17 protein-coding genes are annotated in these 18091 nt (G+C 71.4%); 11 read left to right on the forward strand and 6 right to left on the reverse strand.

What is annotated here, in order from left to right; genetic code table 11:
* Window positions 1-17: 17 nt before the first annotated feature.
* Window positions 18-1634 (reverse strand): carboxylesterase/lipase family protein, encoded by a 1617-nt coding sequence (locus ACIRB4_RS11010; protein ID WP_403289916.1) that lies wholly within the window; start codon window positions 1632-1634, stop codon window positions 18-20.
* A 212-nt stretch (window positions 1635-1846) separates the two neighbouring features.
* Here ACIRB4_RS11010 and ACIRB4_RS11015 point away from each other — a divergent pair, with 212 nt between their 5' ends.
* The 7 genes from ACIRB4_RS11015 to ACIRB4_RS11045 all read left to right on the forward strand — a co-directional run bounded on the left by ACIRB4_RS11015 (window position 1847) and on the right by ACIRB4_RS11045 (window position 9263).
* Window positions 1847-3022 carry an ABC transporter substrate-binding protein gene (locus ACIRB4_RS11015; protein WP_403289917.1) on the forward strand — a complete coding sequence of 392 codons (1176 nt, stop codon included), beginning with the start codon at window positions 1847-1849 and terminating at the stop codon, window positions 3020-3022.
* A 1-nt stretch (window position 3023) separates the two neighbouring features.
* Entirely contained in the window at window positions 3024-3902 is an 879-nt protein-coding gene (locus ACIRB4_RS11020) for a branched-chain amino acid ABC transporter permease (protein ID WP_403289919.1), read from the forward strand.
* Window positions 3899-4867 carry a branched-chain amino acid ABC transporter permease gene (locus ACIRB4_RS11025; RefSeq protein ID WP_403289921.1) on the forward strand — a complete coding sequence of 323 codons (969 nt, stop codon included), beginning with the start codon at window positions 3899-3901 and terminating at the stop codon, window positions 4865-4867. The genes ACIRB4_RS11020 and ACIRB4_RS11025 overlap by 4 nt, the downstream gene beginning before the upstream one ends.
* Window positions 4864-5625 (forward strand): ABC transporter ATP-binding protein, encoded by a 762-nt coding sequence (locus tag ACIRB4_RS11030; protein ID WP_403289922.1) that lies wholly within the window; start codon window positions 4864-4866, stop codon window positions 5623-5625. Before ACIRB4_RS11025 ends, ACIRB4_RS11030 begins: the two co-directional genes overlap by 4 nt.
* Entirely contained in the window at window positions 5622-6326 is a 705-nt protein-coding gene (locus ACIRB4_RS11035; protein WP_403289924.1) for an ABC transporter ATP-binding protein, read from the forward strand. The genes ACIRB4_RS11030 and ACIRB4_RS11035 overlap by 4 nt, the downstream gene beginning before the upstream one ends.
* Before the next feature lie 720 nt (window positions 6327-7046).
* A complete protein-coding gene (panD, locus tag ACIRB4_RS11040; protein ID WP_403289925.1) occupies window positions 7047-7472 on the forward strand; it encodes an aspartate 1-decarboxylase in 426 nt (141 codons plus the stop codon).
* A gap of 432 nt (window positions 7473-7904) precedes the next feature.
* The gene (locus ACIRB4_RS11045) at window positions 7905-9263 is read left to right on the forward strand and encodes a transglycosylase family protein (RefSeq protein ID WP_403289927.1); all 1359 of its coding nucleotides are present in this window, start codon (window positions 7905-7907) and stop codon (window positions 9261-9263) included.
* Here ACIRB4_RS11045 and ACIRB4_RS11050 read toward each other — a convergent pair.
* Window positions 9144-10136, reverse strand: a complete 993-nt coding sequence (locus ACIRB4_RS11050; RefSeq protein WP_403289929.1) for a DMT family transporter — start codon at window positions 10134-10136, stop codon at window positions 9144-9146. The genes ACIRB4_RS11045 and ACIRB4_RS11050 overlap by 120 nt on opposite strands.
* 117 nt (window positions 10137-10253) lie before the next feature.
* Entirely contained in the window at window positions 10254-10892 is a 639-nt protein-coding gene (locus ACIRB4_RS11055) for a carbonic anhydrase (protein WP_403289930.1), read from the reverse strand.
* 562 nt (window positions 10893-11454) lie between these two features.
* On the opposite strand from ACIRB4_RS11055, the gene ACIRB4_RS11060 reads away from it, so the two are divergent.
* From ACIRB4_RS11060 to ACIRB4_RS11070, 3 genes are all read left to right on the forward strand, one after another.
* Window positions 11455-12114 carry a (2Fe-2S)-binding protein gene (locus tag ACIRB4_RS11060; protein ID WP_403290434.1) on the forward strand — a complete coding sequence of 220 codons (660 nt, stop codon included), beginning with the start codon at window positions 11455-11457 and terminating at the stop codon, window positions 12112-12114.
* Window positions 12115-12176: 62 nt separating this feature from the next.
* Window positions 12177-13646 carry an SDR family NAD(P)-dependent oxidoreductase gene (locus ACIRB4_RS11065; RefSeq protein ID WP_403289932.1) on the forward strand — a complete coding sequence of 490 codons (1470 nt, stop codon included), beginning with the start codon at window positions 12177-12179 and terminating at the stop codon, window positions 13644-13646.
* A gap of 233 nt (window positions 13647-13879) precedes the next feature.
* Entirely contained in the window at window positions 13880-14050 is a 171-nt protein-coding gene (locus ACIRB4_RS11070; protein WP_403289934.1) for a hypothetical protein, read from the forward strand.
* Window positions 14051-14204: 154 nt separating this feature from the next.
* Here the strand turns inward: ACIRB4_RS11070 and ACIRB4_RS11075 are convergent, their stop codons facing one another.
* The 3 genes from ACIRB4_RS11075 to ACIRB4_RS11085 form a co-directional block, all read right to left on the reverse strand.
* Entirely contained in the window at window positions 14205-15626 is a 1422-nt protein-coding gene (locus ACIRB4_RS11075; RefSeq protein WP_403289935.1) for a lipase maturation factor family protein, read from the reverse strand.
* Between the two features lie 131 nt (window positions 15627-15757).
* Window positions 15758-15922, reverse strand: coding sequence for a hypothetical protein (locus tag ACIRB4_RS11080; protein ID WP_403289936.1), 165 nt, complete (start codon window positions 15920-15922; stop codon window positions 15758-15760).
* 132 nt (window positions 15923-16054) lie between these two features.
* The gene (locus ACIRB4_RS11085) at window positions 16055-16609 is read right to left on the reverse strand and encodes a DUF1990 family protein (RefSeq protein ID WP_403289937.1); all 555 of its coding nucleotides are present in this window, start codon (window positions 16607-16609) and stop codon (window positions 16055-16057) included.
* 189 nt (window positions 16610-16798) lie between these two features.
* Here ACIRB4_RS11085 and ACIRB4_RS11090 point away from each other — a divergent pair, with 189 nt between their 5' ends.
* Complete coding sequence (locus ACIRB4_RS11090) at window positions 16799-18031, forward strand: DUF6777 domain-containing protein (protein WP_403289938.1); 1233 nt, start codon at window positions 16799-16801, stop codon at window positions 18029-18031.
* Window positions 18032-18091: the final 60 nt, after the last annotated feature.

The raw sequence follows: 18091 nt of genomic DNA on the forward strand, positions 1-18091 counted from the left end.
CGGGTGCGAAGGCGAGCTCATACGCGGTGCAGGCGCCGCCAGTAGCCGGCGAGATCGTCGGTGGCGGCGGTGACGGAGTCCAGGCTCATCGTCGTACGGAAGTTGCGGTCGTAGCGGTCCCAGTGCGGCATGGCGTGGTGGTTGGGGTCACCGGTGCGGACGAAGGAGATCCAGGAGGCGTGCATGGTCGCGGCGAGACCGTCTCGGACCCGGGGATTGAGGCCCGTCAGGAACGGTGCCTGGGACCACTTGTCGAAGTTGTTGAAGGTGAACGGCAGTTCCAGGCAATGTGCGGCGCCCAGCCGGCCCTCGTGCGCGGGCGTCGGGAGGTCGAACTGGTACGCCCAGACCGGACGTCCGCGCATCGCCCGCCGCTCGGCCAGCGCCAGGGCCGGTATGCGGAAGAGGTCATCGGAGATGATGTCCATGAGTACGTCCACGGGACGGGCGCCCGGCCGGGCCCCCGCGTATGCGGCGTAAGCCTCGGATGCCCGGTTGCCGAAGGTGTCCGTTGCTCGAGCGAGCACCTGGTCCTTGGTCGTCGCGGCGTACCTCTCGTCCAGTCCGAAGGCGAAGTTGGCCTCTTCCCTGGTCCAGCCGATCAGGACGTCGATGTCGGCCCCGGGGCCGCTGAGCAGCAGCTCAGCGGGGTTGCTGTCCAGCGTGCCCATGTCGATCACTGGCAGGAACGGCGTCGACCAGTAGCCCCAGCGCGCGGTGCGGTCGAACATCTCGAAGGTGGCGGCGATCAGTCGCTGCCAGGGCACGGCCCGCAGCTCCGCGACGTCCTTGGCCCCGAGGATGTCGAGGAAGGCAGCGGTGCGTTGGAGCGACTCGGCGCGGGTGGGAATTTCCAGGCCCAGCGGCGGGCTTTGCAGGATGGCGCGCTGGAACAGCGGGCGGCCCTTGGTGCGGGTGCCGGCGAGGGCCGCGGTCGAGAACGCGCCGCCGGACTGACCGGCCACCGTGATGTTGTCCGGGTCCCCGCCGAACGCCGTGATGTTGTCCTTGACCCAGCGCAGTGCAGCGAGCTGGTCGGTGAGCCAGAAGTTGCCGTCGGCTCCATTCTCGCCGAAGTAGAGGTATCCCAGCGGCCCGAGGCGGTAGTTGATGGTCACGACGACAAGGTCGCCGTTGCGCGCGAAAGTCTCGCCGGAGTAGTTGGGCAGCGAGCCCGATCCGGAGATGAAGCCGCCGCCGTGGATCCACACCATCACGGGCCGCTTGGCGCCGCCGGCTGCCGGTGTCCAGACGTTCAGCGTGAGGCAGTCCTCGTCGAAGGGCGGCGAGCCGTGCGTGCCGAGCACCTGGTCGCCCCCTTCCCGATAGGGCTGCGGCGCGCTCGGACCGAAGGCGGTCGCTTCGCGCGTGCCCTGCCATCCCGGGTGAGGCTCGGCCGGGCGCCACCGGAGGGGGCCGATGGGAGGCGCCGCGTAGGGCACGCCCTTGAATACGGCGAGACCGCCTTCCGTTGCGCCGCGAAGACGGCCCATGGGCAGCTGGACCACGGGCGGCTCGCCCTGGGAAGGAGCGGCGTGCGCCGCCGGCCCGCCGAGCGCACCGGCGAGCAGTGCGCCGCCGGCCAGCGACCCTGTGGTCTTGATGACGTCGCGCCGGGATGGATCGTCGGTCATGTTGCTTCACTCCCTGACTGATCGCGATCTCACCACGCCATATGGCGCAAAATTGACGATGGCCAGTACTACGCCATATCGCGGAAGCGGTCAAGAGGGGGCGAGGGAGTCCGCGCCGCCATCTCGTGAAGTATTGACGTACGTCTGAGAGACACGATAAACACGTGTAACCTTCTGCGCTCCTGCAGAGCTGACATACGTTCGGAGTCACCATGGCACGTCGGTTTCGTCCCGTTGGTCTGATCGCGGTCGCAACAGGTCTCCTGCTGGCCACCACGGCATGCGGCGGGGCCAGTCTCGGCAGCGGCGGTGACCAGCAGAACGGGCCCGTGAAGATCGGGCTCCTCATCCCGCAGTCCGGGACCTACAAGGCGCTCGGCGACGACATGAAGCAGGGCTTCGAGCTCTACGTCAAGCAGCACGGCGGCAAGCTCGGCGGCCGCGAGGTCCAGATCGTGGTCGCCGACGAGGGGGACACGGCCGACTCGGGCAAGGCGGCCGCGGAGAAGCTGGTCAAGCAGGATCGGGTACTGGCGGTGAGCGGGGTGGTGAGCTCGGCCACCATCAACGGGGTCAAGGACCTGTTCGAGACATCCAAGGTACCCCTCGTCGGCTCGAACGCCTCGCCGACAACCCTGACCGGCGCCCAGTACGTATGGCGTACCTCGTATGTCAACGACGAGCCGGGCAAGGCGCTGGGCAAGCACGTCGCCGAGAAGGCCGGCGGTCCGGTCTTCCTGATCGCCGCGGGATACCAGGCGGGCAAGGACGAGATCGAAGGCTTCAAATCGACCTTCCTCCCGGCGGGAGGCAAGATCGCGGGGAAGGAGGTCTACACACCGTTCCCGGGCACCAAGAACTTCCAGCCATATCTCGCGCAGATCCAAAAATCCGGCGCGAAGGCAGTCTTCTGCTTCTACGCCGGCGGTGCGGCCGTGGACTTCGTCAAGCAGTACCGCGATTTCGGCCTGGCCGGCAAGATCCCGCTCTACGCGCCCGGCTTCCTCACCGAAGGTGGCGTACTCAGGGGGCAGGGAGAGGCCGCCAACGGCATCCTCACGGCGTTGAACTACAGCGCGGACCTGGACAACGCGGCCAACAAGGCGTTCGCTCCGGCCTACCGCACCGCATACGGCGCCGACCCGACCACCTACGCGATGGCCTCATGGGACGCGGCGCAGGTGCTTGACAAGGCGATCAAGGCGGCTGGCGCCGATGTGACCCCGGAATCGGTCAACACCGCCATAGCCAAGGTGGGGGACATCGACAGCCCGCGCGGCACCTGGCGGTTCAACCCCGGCGGCACCCCGATCCAGCCCTGGTACCTGCGAGAGGTCAAGCAGGGCGCCAACACGCTCAGCTCAGAGCTCGGCCGGCTGGGCGGCTGACATGCCCCAATGGTTTGACGGCAACGTCGTCAGCGTCGTCGACGGAGTCGCCTTCGGTCTGCTGCTGTTCACGATCGCGGTCGGCCTCTCCCTCGTCTTCGGCATGATGGACGTACTCAACCTGGCTCATGGCACGCTCTACCTCGCCGGCGCCTACATCGCCTACGCGCTGTCCGACGGCAGCCTGACGGGCCTGCTCCTCGCCCTTGCGGCCGGGGCACTGGTGGGCATCGTGGGCGGAGCAGGGCTGACGTTCCTCACACAGCCGCTGGCCCGGCGCGGACACCTCGACCAGGCCGTGCTGACCCTCGGCATCACCTTCATCGTCGCCGATCTCCTCACCGCGACCTTCGGAGGCGATGTGCTGCCCACCGACCCGCCGGCCTTCCTGCGCGGCACGGTCAACCTTCTCGGCCACACGTATCCGGTGTACCGGCTGGTGTTCATCGCCGTCGCGGCCTGCCTCGCGATCGTCATGTACCTCGTCTTCGAACGCAGCTCCATCGGGGCGCTGGTGCGAGCCACCGTCGCCGACCGGGACATGGTCCGCGCGCTGGGCGTCGACATCCGCAAGGTGCTCTACGGGGTCTTCGCGTTCGGCGCGGCCCTGGCCGCAGTCGGCGGTGTCCTGGGCGCACCGATCCTCGGCCCGGGCCCAGGCGTCGATGAGACCGTGCTCGTCCTCTCCCTCGTCGTCGTGGTCGTCGGCGGCCTCGGATCGGTACGCGGTGCGCTCGCCGGCGCCCTGCTCATCGGCCAGGTGCAGACCCTCGGCGTGGCACTGTTCCCGGAGTACGCCCCGTTCCTGCTGTTCGGCACGATGCTGGTCGTCCTCGTCGTCCGCCCCCACGGCCTCGTCGCATCGGCGGTGCGCACATGAACCCCGCACGCTCCGCCGCACGGCGGCCCCTGACAGCCGCTGTCCTCCTGGCACTCGCTGTGGCGCCGTTCCTTCTCGGCCCCTACGCGGTCGGTACGCTGTCGCGGATCCTGGTGTTCGCCCTGCTCGCCCTCAGCGTGAACCTGCTCACCGGCCTGACCGGGCTCCCGACGCTCGGCCAGTCGGCCTACTTCGGCGTCGGCGCCTACACGGCGGCGATCGTGGCCAGAGGGCTCACCGACATCGGGATCCTGCAGCTCCTCATCGCCGCGGGCGTCGCCGCGCTGGTTGCCCTGCCCACCGGCTGGCTGGCTGTCAGGGCCCGGGGAGTGGTGTTCCTGATGCTGACCCTGGCCATCGGGGAAATCGTCTACAGCGCCGCCGTCAACTGGAAGACCCTGACCAACGGCACCGACGGCTTGGCCGCCATCCCGCCCGTCGTCCCGCTGCCCGGGATGTCCGCGCTGGAGCTCGACGGACTGGTCTACTTCTACGTCCTGGGCGTGTTCGTCCTGCTCTTCGCGACTGTGTCCCGCCTGGGCTCTACGCCGTTCGCGCTCGCCCTGCGCGGAATCCGCGACAACGAGTCCCGGATGAAGGCGATCGGATATCCCACCTCGAGATACGCCCTGACCGTGTACTGCGGCGCCGGCGCGCTGGCCGGCGTCGCCGGGGCCTTGTGGGTGTCGGTGCAGCGGTTCGTGTCCCCCGGCGACGCCGGCTTCGAGATCGCCGCCCTGGCGCTGCTGGCCGTCGTCATCGGAGGCTCCGGCTCGATGTGGGGCGCCTGCGCGGGCGCCGCGCTCATATGGCTCACCCGTGACTACCTCGGCAACCTCGAAGCCGTCGCCGGTCGCGGCCCGCTCCTGCTCGGGCTGCTCTTCGTCACCGCCGTCTACATCCTGCCCCGCGGCCTGGCCGGCATACGGCTCCCGCGCAAGCCGAGCCGAAGGAGCACCGCATGAGCGAGCCCGACCTGCTGCAACTGCGCGGGATATCCCGGCACTTCGGGCGGTTCAAAGCACTCGACGAGGTATCCCTGACCGTAAAGGCAGGCTCGCGACACGCGATCATCGGCCCGAACGGGGCTGGCAAATCAACGCTGTTCAGTCTCATCTCCGGAACCTCGGCGGCTACCGCAGGGTCCATCCTCGTCAACGGGCGAGACGTCACCCGGCTCCCCGTGAGCCGGCGGGTCGGACTCGGTGTCGCGGCAACGTTTCAGCACTCCAGCCTCTTCCTGCGCGAGACCGTTCTGGAGAACGTCCTCCTCGCCGTACTGCGGCAGGCCAGTACCCGACCCGGTCTCTGGCGCCCCGTAAACGCCCGGCGGGCGGCCATCGACCGTGCCCGCACCTTCCTGGAGCAGGTGGGCCTCCTCGCCCGGCACGACGTTTCGGCGGCCGCGCTTTCCCACGGCGAACGGCGGCAGCTGGAGGTCGCCGTAGCACTGGCCACCGAACCCCGCCTGCTGCTGCTCGACGAGCCCGCCGCCGGCATGTCGCCGGCGGAGACGGCGCGACTGACCGAACTGATCGTCGCCCTGCCGACCGACGTGACCGTACTCCTGATCGAACACGATCTTGACTTGGTCTTCGAACTCGCCGACACCGTGACCGTCATGCACCTCGGCAGACACCTCACAACCGGCTTGCCGGACGAGGTGCGCGCATCCGCCGAAGTCCAGACCGCCTACCTCGGCACCATGGAGGTCACCTCGTGAAGCCCTTCTTCAGCGTGCACGGTCTGCGCTCCGGTTACGCGGGCGGGACCGTTCTGGGCGGCGTGGACCTCGACCTCGACGCGGGCGGGATCCTCGCACTACTCGGCCGCAACGGCGTCGGAAAGACCACCCTCATCTCCACCGTCATGGGATTCGTCCGACCCTACGAGGGGAGCGTCACCCTGGACGGCCAGGAGATGGCCGGAGCCCGCGTGGACGCGATCGCCCGAGCCGGGGTGGGCATCGTCCCCCAAGGACGGCGGGTCTTCGCGCCGCTCACCGTGGCCGAGCACCTCGCCATCGCCTCCCGCCGCCCTACCGGGCCCTGGACGCGGGGCCGGATCCTCGACCTACTACCCCGGTTGGGGGAACGGCTCGGACACCGCGGCGACCAGCTCTCCGGCGGGGAACAGCAGATGCTCGCGATCGCCCGGGCCCTGCTCGGCAATCCACGCCTGCTGCTCCTCGACGAACCCTCGGACGGTCTCGCTCCCACCGTCGTCGACCAGGTGGGTGACGTGATCCGCGAGATCAGCAGCGACGGCATGACCGTCGTACTCGTCGAACAGAATCTGGGCCTGGCACTCTCCGTCGCCCAGAACGTTGCCGTCATGCAGAAAGGCCGCATCATCCACCAGACAGACTGCGCCCAATTCCAATCCAGCCCGGATACACGGCGTCGCCTATTGGGCGTCGACTGACAAGCCTGGCTGAAAGGGACGGCCTTCTTGTACAGCACCTTGGCGTTCCTGCCTCGGCCGAGCTTGCAGCCCTTCAAGCCCGGTTTCGATGCCCCCTTATAGGCCCAGCTCGTGGACATGTTGAGCATCGTGGCGACCTCAGAAGTGTCCATGAGGACGGGCTCGATGCTGCGGCGCCTGTCCGACGACATTCCAAACGTCCTTGACGCTCGTCCTGTGCCACCGCCAGTAGTCACCGGACCAGCTAGAACCATGGTCATGGGAATCGCCGGTCTGGCTAACCGGCGATCCGCGGCTATGTTGCCGTTCCGCTTCGGCCCATCGGATTCCTGTTGAGCCATGGGCGCCTCCTCCGGCGGCATCCTTGAGGTGGAATGGAGGGGCCTGGGGTCGCCATGAACCCATGGCGGTGCGCATCCCGGTTCCCTGGCGACCGCCCTCGCGCCTGGCCGCCTCCCAGACCGCCAGAGTGACGGTGATCACGGACACCCTTCGGACGCTGCTGCGTAGGCTTGTGCAGTCGTCGCGGTGGGGTCCAGGAAGGTTGGCGAAGCTCTCCTGCAGTCACCTGACGGCTCGTCAGAAAAGTCGGCAATTGGTCAGCATCAGTCCTCAAGAGCCAGGTGAAAGCTGACCGAACATGCGACTCGTTGTAAGGTAGGGAAACCGCCCTTGACCTGCAAAAACGCAGGCAGGGAGCCTAAGTCCGGGAGTACCTCGATGATGCGTACCATGTTCAAGTCCAAGATCCACAGGGCCACCGTGACGCAGGCCGACCTTCACTATGTCGGTTCCGTCACCGTCGACGCCGACCTCATGGAGGCGGCGGATCTGTTGCCCGGGGAGCTGGTCCACATCGTCGACATCGACAACGGGGCCCGGCTGGAGACCTACGTCATCGAGGGTGAGCGCGGGTCCGGTGTGATCGGGATCAATGGTGCCGCCGCGCATCTCGTGCACCCCGGTGATCTGGTGATCCTCATCAGCTACGCCCAGGTCGAGGACGCCGAGGCGCGGAGTCTGGTGCCGCGGGTGGTGCACGTCGACGCGGACAACCGGATCGTGGAGTTGGGCGCGGATGCTTCCGCGCCGGTGCCCGGCAGTGACACCCGGCGCAGCCCGCAGGCCGTCGCCAGCCGCGTCTGAGGCCGGGGGAGGGCCTCCAGGGACCGGACGGCCCCGGCGGCGGGGTTCCGACCCGGATGAATGGTCCCGGCGGGCGGGGGCACGCGTCTCGGGAGAACCTGGTGCAGAAACGGCCCGTCGACCGAGAGGTCCGTCATGACCCACCCGTACCCCGATCCGGTACCCCCGTCGCCGGTTCCGCCCCCGGGGCCGGTGCCCCCGCCCACGCCGGGGCCCCAGCCCGAACCGACTCCCGTCCCGCCGCCGAACCCGGTTCCGGAGCCGCCGCAGCCCACTCCCGTACCGGAACCCGAGCCTCAGCCCCAGCCGGGTCCTGCCGGCCCCTGACCGCCAGGTGACACAGAGGAGTTGAGGTTCCGCCCGGACCCTTGCCACGGCCTCACCCTGCCCCTACCTTGGACGGCTGCTGACGCGTTCAAGGGGGGCGGGGCCATGGCCGTACGCGGACGACACCGCAGACAGCAGCCGAGCCGGATCAACCGGGCCTCGCTCACGGTCACGGCGGGCGGTGCCGGGATCGCGTTGCCGCTGGTCGGCGCCGGTTCGGCACAGGCCGCCGCGCTCGACGTCTGGGAGAAGGTCGCCGCCTGCGAGTCCTCCTCCAACTGGCGCATCAACACCGGCAACGGCTACTTCGGCGGGCTGCAGTTCACCCAGTCGACCTGGGAACGGTACGGCGGCACCCACTACGCCCCGCGCGCCGACCTGGCCTCCAAGGACCAGCAGATCGCCGTCGCCGAGAAGGTGCTCAAGGGCCAGGGCCCCGGAGCCTGGCCGACGTGTTCGGCACGGGCCGGGCTGGTCCGGGGTGGCGACGCCCCCGAGGTCCGGCCCGCGTCCCTGCCCGGGCAGCGGGGCCCGGTGCAGACCGGACGTGCGGCCGAGCGGCCTCCCGCCGCCACGCCGACCACCGTGCCCACGGTCCGTGAGATGTACACCGTCACGCCCGGGGACTCGCTCTCCCGGATCGCCCGCGAGGAGCGGGTGAACGGCGGCTGGCAGCGGCTGTACGAGGCGAATCGCACCGTGGTCGGCGACGATCCGGACCTGATCCACCCGGGGCAGAGGCTGACCCTCCGGATCACCGTGCCCGCCAAGCCCTCGCCCGCCACCGAGAGGCCCGCGGCCAAGACCCCGACGGCCAAGACCCCGACGGGCAAGACCCCGACGGCCCAGGCGCCGACCACCAAGGCCCCGGCACCCAAGCCCCCGACCACCCAGGCGCCGACCACCAGGCCCCCGGAGACCAAGGCCCCGGCACCCAAGCCCCCGGCCGCCAAGCCTCCCGCCACCAAGGGCCCGACCGCCAAACCCGCCGCCACCAAGCCCCCCGCCGCGCAGGCCAAGACCCGGCCCGCCACCCGGCCCGCCGCCGCGCCGCAGGCCGGACGCTTCAGCGCGCCCGTCTCAGGGTCCCTCGGCACCCGCTACCGCGTGTCCGGCTCCTCCTGGTCGAGCGGCTACCACACCGGTGTCGACTTCCCCGTCCCCACCGGGACCTCCGTCAAGGCCGTGGCCGGCGGCACGGTGGTCTCCGCCGGCTGGGGCGGGGCGTACGGCTACGAGATCGTCGTCCGCCACGACGACGGCCGCTACAGCCAGTACGCCCACCTCTCGGCGCTCCACGTCCGTGACGGCCAGCGGGTCAGCGGCGGCCAGCGGATCGCCCGTTCAGGTTCGACCGGCAACAGCTCCGGACCGCATCTCCACTTCGAGGTGCGGACGGGGCCCGGGTACGGCTCCGACATCGACCCCCTGGCCTACCTGCGTGCGCGGGGGGTCTCGATCTGACACCCCCGCATCTGACACCGGCAGCGAGTCCTCCGCCGTCGTCAGGCGGTCCAGCGTGAGCTGGACGATCCCGGCCGCCGCCACGGCGCCGCAGATCAGCGCCGCCACGGTACCGGCGGCGCCGTAGCGGAAGGTCTCGCCGAAGAGCGTGAGCCCCACCGCCGCCGCCACGACCGGGTTGACGACCGTGACCGTGGCCAGCGGCGCGGCGAGGCCCGCGCCGCGGTACGCGGCCTGCGAGAGCAGCAGTCCGGTGACCGCGAGCGCGGAGAGGACCAACAGGCTCGGCCACTGGGCGAGGGGCGCGCTCGCCGTCCACTCCACCGCGACGGTCTTGGTGAAGACGGAGGCGATACCGAAGGACACCCCCGCGGCGGTCGCCAGGACGAGGCTGCGCACCACCGGACGGCCCACCACCCGTGCGGCGCTGAACAGCGCGACGACGACGCCGAGCGTCCCGGCGGCGAGGAGCGAGCGCTCGCTCCCGGCCAGAGACCCGGCCAGGGGCCCGGCCTGGGCACCGCCGGTGAGGCTGAGCAGGCCCGCGAGGCCGACGGTGGCCGTCAGCGCGCCCCGCCAGGCCGTGCGGCCGGCCCGGCGGCCGACGAAGAGCGCGGCCAGGGGCAGCGCGAAGACGATGGTGAGGGCGCCGAGGGGCTGGACGACGCTGAGCGGCCCGTAGGCGAGGGCGGCCACGTGGAGGGCGGCGCCCAGGCCGTTGAGCATCACCGACCCCCACCAGGCCGGGCTCCGCAGCGGAGCGTACGTATGGCTGCCGGCGGTGGCCGCGACCCGCTCCTGCACGATCGCCGCGGTCGCGTAGGCGATCGCCGAGACCAGTGAGAGGAGCACGGCCGCGAGGAGGGGGCTCATACTTCAACGATCTCTCGTTCCGGCGCTCCCGTCGTCCTACCCCGGGACCCCCTCGGGCGTACCACCGTCGCGGTTCGGGCCGCCCGCCGTACGCCCGGGGATGTATACCGCCGCACGTCAGGAGAGGTGAAAAGCCACCTTTCCGCTGTCCAGGTCGAAGCGCGCACCCACGATCAGGGCCCGGTCGAACGCCGTGTCCCGAGCCAGTCTTCGCCGGATCATGGCCACGTTGGCCCGCACCGTGTGCTCCACCCAGTCACCGGGCAGGTGGCGTGTCTCGCGCGCGGCGGGGGCGATCTCCTCCACCACCCGGGCGAGGTGCCCCTCGACCGGACGTCCGGTGCGGACGTACTCCACGGCGGCGGTCGCGGCCCCGCACCGCTCGTGCCCGAGTACCACCACCAGGGGTACGCCCAGCTCCTCCACGCCGAACTGGATCGACCCGAGCACCGCCTCGTCCAGGGCCTGCCCGGCCGACCGTATGGCGAGCAGATCACCGAGCCCCTGATCGAAGACGAGTTCGGGCGCCACCCGGGAGTCGACGCAGCCGAGTATCAGGGCGAAGGGGTGCTGGGCGACGGCCACGGCCGTGCGCCGTACGGCGTCCTCGTGCGGGTGGGTCTGCCGCATGGCCGCGAACCGGGCGTTCCCGGCCCGGAGTTCGGCGAGCGCGCGAGCGGCGGTCGGCGGCTCCCCGGCGCGCGGGCGAGCCGCCGGGGCGGTGGCGGCGCGGGCGGCGGGAACGCCCGCAGCCATGGCCCCGGCGGCTGTCAGGGCCAGCACGGCGCGCCGCCGGGGAGCGGCGGGATCCCGCGGGGCAAGGGCAGCAGGGGGGACGGAAGGAGCGAGGAGGGAGGGAGTGGAAGGGCGAGGAGTCATGCGCCTGAGCGTTACGGTGATGGGCGGCCACCGGAACCGGCTTGGTTCCGTCATGACCCGATCATGACCGGGGCCGACCCCGGCCTTGACCGGAGACGATCCCGGCTTGACCCGGGGCGACCCCAACCTTGACCGGGGGTGACCCGACCTTGACCGCGCCTGTCGGACATCCGGGTGCGGCCGACAGCCGGGAGGCGGTGCGGTGGATCTCGTCGAGAGCGCGTCGGTGGGCGGCTTCTTCGCCTTGCGGACGAGCGCGCCGCCCGGGGCCGTCCCGGCCGCCGCCGACCCGCCCGTCGGTGAGCCCTCGCCGGCCGCCGCTGGCCCGTCCGTCGGTGAGCCCTCGCCGGCCGCCGCTGGCCCGTCCGTCGGTGAGCCCTCGCCGGCCGCCGCTGGCCCGTCCGTCGGTGAGCCCCCGCCGCCGCCCGCCGTACCGTCCATCGGCCAGCCCCCGCCGCTCGCGCGTCTGTACGCGGGGGAGACCGGGCCCCTGACCGCCCGCGTCGACTCGGTCGCGGCCCGGCTCGGCACCCCCGAGCGGCGGGTCGCGGCCTCGCTCGCCCAGCTCGGCCTCGCCGCCCGGCTGTGGTCCGTCGCCCTCGGACCGGCGGCACTGTACGGCCGGTTCCCGGACCTCGACCCGCGCGACGTGTACTGGGACGGGTCGCTCACCTCGCCCGACGATCTCTGGTGGACGGGCACGGCCACCCGCCCCGGCACGGTCGAGGAGCTGCGCGAGGCCGTCCAGGAGGCGCATCTCGTACCGCTGGCCCAGGCCTTCCACGCCGACAGCCGGATCTCGCCCCGCCTGCTGTGGGGCAACGCCGGCTCCGCCCTCGCCGGGGCGCTGCGCGAGCTGGTCCGCTGGGCCCGCGCCCGGGGACGCCCCGAGGTCGGCGAACGCGCCGCCGCGCTCGTCTCCGGGCTCCTCGACCACCCCGACCTGGCCCGCACGGTCCAGGGCCCGGCCCTGCGCCGCACCAGCTGCTGCCTGTACTACCGCAGCCCCGCGGGCGGCCTGTGCGGCGACTGTGTCTTCGACCACCCGCCCGCGCTCAGGGGGCCGACGGGTTTGGAGACACGGCCCCCGGCTCCGTAAAGTTCCTCTTTTGAGATATGGGCGCGCGCGAGCGTACGAGCGATCGAGGAACGGCAGAGGCCATGACGGTGACTGAAGAGACCCAGGAGTACGGGCCGGGCATCGACCCCGAGCGCCTGGCCGTCTGCCTGAGCGTCCTCGACGAGCTCGACAAGCTGGACGTGGACCACCCGGACGCGATCGCGGTCCGCCGCGCGACGGCCGGTATCTACCGGACCGTGAAGCAGCGCCGCCGTCAGGAGCGCCGGGCCGCCAAGACCGCGCACGACAAGGCCGTCACGGAGTCCACCGCCACCGGCTCCGCCCAGCGCATCGACGACGAGACCGAGGGCATCCTGCCCTCGTCCGTCACCGAGGCCGGCCAGATCGCCGGGATACTCCAGCGCCCCCGCTCCTGCTACATCTGCAAGACGCGGTACGTCGAGGTCGACTACTTCTACCACCAGCTCTGCCAGAACTGCGCCGCCGAGAACCGCGCCAGGCGGGACGCCCGCGCCGACCTCACCGGCAAGCGCGCGCTGCTCACCGGCGGCCGCGCCAAGATCGGCATGTACATCGCGCTGCGGCTGCTGCGCGACGGCGCGCACACCACCATCACCACCCGTTTCCCCAACGACGCCATCCGCCGCTTCAAGGCGATGCCGGACAGCGACGAGTGGATCCACCGCCTCAAGATCGTCGGCATCGATCTGCGCGACCCCGCCCAGGTCGTCGCGCTCGCCGACTCCGTCGCGGCCGAGGGCCCGCTGGACATCCTGATCAACAACGCCGCCCAGACCGTCCGCCGCTCCCCGGGGGCGTACAGCGAGCTGCTCGCCGCCGAGTCCGCCCCGCTGCCCGCGGGCGAGCTGCCGCCCGCCCAGGTCATCGGCACCTTCGGCTCCGGCGCGGTGGACACCATCCCCGCGCTGCCGTCCGCCCGCCACGGCGACGCCCTGACCGCGCAGGACGTGACCGAGCTGGCGCTCGTCGGCGGCTCGGCCTCCCTGGAGCGGATCGCGGCCGGTACGGCGATCGACGCCGGCGGCCTCGTCCCCGACCTGCACGACACCAACAGCTGGATCCAGACCGTCTCCGAGGTCGACCCGGTCGAGCTGCTCGAAGTGCAGCTGTGCAACTCCACCGCGCCGTTCATCCTGATCAGCCGGCTCCGCCCGGCGATGGCGGCCTCCGCCGCGAAGCGCACGTACGTCGTGAACGTCTCCGCCATGGAGGGCGTCTTCAGCCGTGGCTACAAGGGCGCGGGCCACCCGCACACCAACATGGCCAAGGCGGCACTGAACATGCTGACGCGGACCAGCGCGCAGGAGATGTTCGAGTCCGACGGCATCCTCATGACCGCCGTCGACACCGGCTGGATCACCGACGAGCGCCCGCACCCGGACAAGATCCGGCTCGCCGAGGAGGGCTTCCACGCCCCTCTGGACCTGATCGACGGCGCGGCCCGGGTCTACGACCCGATCGTGCGCGGCGAGGCGGGCGAGGACCTGTACGGCTGCTTCCTCAAGGACTACGCGCCCGCCAACTGGTAATCGGCCATCCGGTCGACTTTCACCCGATCGCGTCACACTTCCGAGCCCCATAGAGCGCTGGTGCGCTCATTTGGTTACTCTGATGTCCACGGTCGGCCACCGGGGTTTCACCAAACCTCCACGGCCCGCCTGGGGACTGGCCTTCCACCAAGGCCGCGGTCCCGCCCGAAAAACGGCGCCACCGCGACCGAACGGCCATGTCCTCATAGGTACGCGACACAAGGGAGTGCGCGGTGACACCAGAACTGACGAAGCAGGAAAAGCGACCGGCCGAGAGTCCGGAGCGGCCCCGCCGGTCCGGCGAGCTGGGCAGCCTGGAAGTGTGGGCCCGCTCGGCCCCCATCCGACTGGCGGGCTACGAGGACGATCTCGCGGAGCCGCACATTCTGCCCGGCATCGACTGAGTCGTAGCCGTCGCTTCGTCTGTGCCCCCGGCCGAACCTCTCGGCCGGGGGCACAGACGTGTCCCGCCGCGTGATGCTCCGTCCCAGCCGTCCCAGCCGTCCCAGCCTCCCAGCCGTCCCAGCCGTCCCAGCCGTCCCCGCCGTCCCCGCCGTCCTACCGGCGCACGGGCTCGCGGAGCCGGACCGGCGGCATGTACTCCCGCAGCAGCGTCCGGTGCCACCAGGCGCCGGTCTCCCGCAGCTCCCGCCACGTCGTGTACCGGTAGCGGTAGAGCCGTGCCCGGACATGCGTCGGCGGCGCGTCGGGGAAGGGGTTGTGCCGCAGCAGCCGCAGCGTGTCCCGGTCTCCTTCGAGCAGCCGCTCGACGAAGCCGCCGAACCAGTCACGGGCGTACGCGGGGGAGAGTGCGGCGAACCACATCAGCCAGTCGAGCCGCAGATGGTACGGGGCGAACTGGCGGGGCAGCCGGCGCGGATCGCCCGGCTTGCCCTTGAAGCCGTACTCCCGCCACACCGTGCCCGGGTGCGGCTCCGGGTCGTCCGTGCCCTCGATCACGATCTCGTCCCGGATCCGGCCGATCGATCCGAAGGCGCCGTACGTGTTGACCAGGTGGAACGGGTCGTACGAGCGGTTCATCGCCTGGTTCTTGGAGAGCAGGTTGCGGGCCGGGCGGTAGCTGAGGATCAGGACCAGCGCCGTCGCGGCGACGACCACGACCACGTACCAGAGCGGCGGGTCGGGCTGCGGATGGTCACCGACCAGCAGCGATCCGTCCATGGCGGAGAGCGCCAGCACGATGGTGATCCAGTTCAGCCACGCGAAGTTGCCGGAGAGCACCAGCCACAGCTGGGTCGCCACCATCAGGCCGGCGGCGACCGTCGCCACCGGCTGAGGGGCGAAGAGCAGGAACGGTACGGCCAGCTGGACGACGTGGTTCGCGGCCACCTCCACCCGGTGCAGGGGCCGAGGCAGATGGTGGAAGAACCAGCTGAGCGGGCCGGGCATCGGCTGGGTCTCGTGGTGGTAGTGCAGGCAGGTCAGGTCGCGCCAGCAGCGGTCGCCGCGGAGCTTGATCAGCCCCGCGCCGAACTCGACGCGGAAGAGCAGCCAGCGCAGCAGGAACAGCACCAGGATCGGGGGCGCGGTGTCGTCGTTGCCGAGGAAGACGGCGAGGAAGCCGGTCTCCAGGAGCAGCGACTCCCAGCCGAAGGAGTACCAGGTCTGGCCGACGTTGACGATGGAGAGGTAGAGCGCCCACAGGACCGCCCACAGCAGCATCGACACGGGCAGCGGGACCGCGTCACCCGCGCCCGCCACCAGGGCGAGCGCCAGGGCGGCGCCCGTCCAGGCGACCGCGGCGAACAGCCGGTCCGAATAGCGCCAGTGGAAGAGGCTGGGGGCCCGGCGTGGATCCACCCGGCGCACGTACTCCGGCACGGGGAGCATGCCGCGTTCGCCGATGAGGGCCCGGAACTGCAGAGCGGCGGAGACGAACGCGACGAGGTAGAGCCCGGCGAGCCCGCGCTGGAAGACGATCCGGCTCAGCCAGTAGTCGGGTGCGGTGAACCACTCCATCCCCTCCAGTATCGACCCGGGGGGTACGGCGCTCACCCCGCCCGCTCAGCGGCATCCGCTCGGGGGCGCGTCCGCTCGGGGCGCCGAGCTGCCTTCGGAGCGTCGCCCTTCGCCGGGCTACCCATGGGGCGTCAGCCCTTCTCCTCCTCGTCCGCCGTGCGCTCGCCCTCCGCCTGAGACGGGGTGGTGCGCATGGTCTGCGGATGGCGCTGCGTCCGCTCCTGGGGGTCCATGTCCTCGTCGAGCCGCTCGCCCTCGGCCTGCGAGGGGCTCGTGTATTCGTCGTACTGGCTCATCGCCGGCTCCTTGAATGGAACGACCGCGTACAAAACGACCGCGTACAAAACGACCGCGTACAAAACGACTGCGTACAAAACGACTGCGTACAAGGTGCGTACAAAAGGAGCGTAACGCCCGAGGTGCGCCGCTCACTTCTCCCCTTCGACGATTCGCCGCAGCGTACGGCCGAGGCGGCGGGCGTACGCGTGCTGGAAGGCGGGCGCGAGGGGTCCCGCCAGGCGGGTGTACAGGGCGGCGGGGCGGCTGAAGGCGGTGACCGTGAACCAGACCGATCCGTCGGGGTGGAGATCGACCACGAAGGACTCCTCACCGCACTCGGGGTGCCGGGCGCGGGTGCCGTACGCGAATCCGGTGCGGTCCCTCTCGTAGGCCGTCCATACCACCTGGCAGGGGGCGACGAGGCGGACGGGTCCGGCGCCGATCGAGACCTCCACCAGGGCGCCGGGCTCCACGCGGAGCGCGTCGGCGCGGACCCGGGCGCCCGAGGCGCGGTGCATCCGCCAGGTGGTGACGGCGGCCCCGGCGGTCTCGAAGGCCTTCCTGCCGTGGCCGACCCGGACGGTGTGGTGGAGGTACTGGTATCCGGCGGGCAGCCGGCCCGACCCGGTGGCGCCGACCTCGGGATAGGTGAGGACGCCCGGTGCGGCGGCGGGGTGGGTGAGGGCACGGATCAGACGGACCATGAGGCGTTCTCCCGGCGATTGAACGTGTTCAAGCGTTCGCCCCTTGAGCGTAGACCTCCCCTTGAACGCGTTCAAGGGGAGGGGGCCGGGTGGTCCCGGATGGATGTACTCCGTTTGCGGGACCGGGGGGGATGCGACAGACATTGGAGGATGTCGCGAATGTCTCGGGCGGAAGAGGCGGGAGATCACGTGCGCTCATCCACACGCCGGTCACGACGGCCCCTCGCCACGCTCGCCACGCTCGCCGCCCTGACCTCGGGGCCGGTGCTCGCCGGCTGTTCCTCCGGCGACGGCCGCGACGGAGGGGGAGGCGGCGGTGAGCAGGCCGCGGCCGCCTCGCGCGAGGTCCTCCTCCAGCCGGTGGCCGCCCCGGGGCCCGACCCGTTCACTCCCTCCACCGCGCGAGGCCCCGCCCCGCCGGCCACCCCGCCGGACGCGTCCCCGCCCAGGACCCCCGCCCCGGAGGGCCCGGTCCGCGAGGTCACCGGCTCCACGCCCGGCCTCTACGGCGGAACACGGTCCGTCGCCAGCTGCGACGTCGAGCGGCAGGCCGCACTCCTCACCGCCGATCCGGCCAAGGCCCGCGCCTTCGCCGAGAGCGCCGGCATCCCCGACTCCGGCATCGCCGACTGGCTGCGGGGACTCACTCCGGTCCTGCTGCGCGCCGACACCCGGGTCACCAACCACGGTTTCCGCGACGGCCGGGCCACCGCCTTCCCGTCCGTCCTCCAGGCGGGCACGGCCGTCCTCGTCGACCCGTACGGCGCGCCCCGCGTCCGCTGCGCCTGCGGCAACCCGCTGCGCTCGCCCGCCGTCGACCGGGGAGCCGTGCACCGCGGCCGGCCCTGGACCGGCTACCGGCCCGACCGCGTGGTGGTCGTCAAGCCCACCGCGGCCGTCGTCCACAGCCTCGTCATCGTGAACGTCGCGGACGACACCTGGATCGAGCGACGTACCGGATCCGACGGAGAGCGGGACCGTCCGCCCGCCGCCGTACCGCCGTGCGAGCCCGAGGACTGCCTCGCCGCGCCGCCGGACACCTCGCCGTCCGGGACGCCGACCTCCCCCGACGGCTCGGATACGCCCGAGGCCCCGCCGCCCCCGGGCGAGTCCCCGCCTTCCGACACCGACGCGCCCGGTGACGGTCGCGAACGTCCGCCCGACGACCCGCCGAGCGACTTCCCGCCGCCCTCCGCGACCGACTGCCCCACCCCGCCCACGGTCCCGCCCACGCAGATCGCGCCGGGCGAGCCCGATCCGTACGACACGGTCCCGCCGAACCCCGAGGTCCCGTCCGACTGCCCGCCCTGGGTGCCGCCCGAGCTGCCGGAACCTCCGGTCGAACCGGAGGAGCCACCGCTCCCGGAGGACCCGTTCCCGTTCGAGACCGGACCTGAGCAGCCGGAGACCTTCGAAGGCTGACGGCCGGAACCCGGCGCCCGCGTCGCCCCCCGGCGCGCGACGGACCCGATTCCGCGCCCG

The sequence above is a fragment of the Streptomyces sp. NPDC093600 genome (assembly GCF_044764755.1).
Classification (GTDB): domain Bacteria; phylum Actinomycetota; class Actinomycetes; order Streptomycetales; family Streptomycetaceae; genus Streptomyces.

What these genes read in the sequence shown, in the direction of transcription:
- ACIRB4_RS11010 (WP_403289916.1), bottom strand. Translation starts at nt 1,634, where the DNA reads ATGACCGACGATCCATCCCGGCGCGACGTCATCAAGACCACAGGGTCG.
- ACIRB4_RS11075 (WP_403289935.1), bottom strand. Translation starts at nt 15,626, where the DNA reads ATGGAGTGGTTCACCGCACCCGACTACTGGCTGAGCCGGATCGTCTTC.
- ACIRB4_RS11025 (WP_403289921.1), top strand. Translation starts at nt 3,899, where the DNA reads ATGAACCCCGCACGCTCCGCCGCACGGCGGCCCCTGACAGCCGCTGTC.
- ACIRB4_RS11030 (WP_403289922.1), top strand. Translation starts at nt 4,864, where the DNA reads ATGAGCGAGCCCGACCTGCTGCAACTGCGCGGGATATCCCGGCACTTC.
- ACIRB4_RS11015 (WP_403289917.1), top strand. Translation starts at nt 1,847, where the DNA reads ATGGCACGTCGGTTTCGTCCCGTTGGTCTGATCGCGGTCGCAACAGGT.
- ACIRB4_RS11080 (WP_403289936.1), bottom strand. Translation starts at nt 15,922, where the DNA reads ATGAGCCAGTACGACGAATACACGAGCCCCTCGCAGGCCGAGGGCGAG.
- ACIRB4_RS11020 (WP_403289919.1), top strand. Translation starts at nt 3,024, where the DNA reads ATGCCCCAATGGTTTGACGGCAACGTCGTCAGCGTCGTCGACGGAGTC.
- ACIRB4_RS11050 (WP_403289929.1), bottom strand. Translation starts at nt 10,136, where the DNA reads ATGAGCCCCCTCCTCGCGGCCGTGCTCCTCTCACTGGTCTCGGCGATC.
- ACIRB4_RS11065 (WP_403289932.1), top strand. Translation starts at nt 12,177, where the DNA reads ATGACGGTGACTGAAGAGACCCAGGAGTACGGGCCGGGCATCGACCCC.
- ACIRB4_RS11085 (WP_403289937.1), bottom strand. Translation starts at nt 16,609, where the DNA reads ATGGTCCGTCTGATCCGTGCCCTCACCCACCCCGCCGCCGCACCGGGC.
- ACIRB4_RS11045 (WP_403289927.1), top strand. Translation starts at nt 7,905, where the DNA reads ATGGCCGTACGCGGACGACACCGCAGACAGCAGCCGAGCCGGATCAAC.
- panD (WP_403289925.1), top strand. Translation starts at nt 7,047, where the DNA reads ATGATGCGTACCATGTTCAAGTCCAAGATCCACAGGGCCACCGTGACG.
- ACIRB4_RS11055 (WP_403289930.1), bottom strand. Translation starts at nt 10,892, where the DNA reads ATGGCTGCGGGCGTTCCCGCCGCCCGCGCCGCCACCGCCCCGGCGGCT.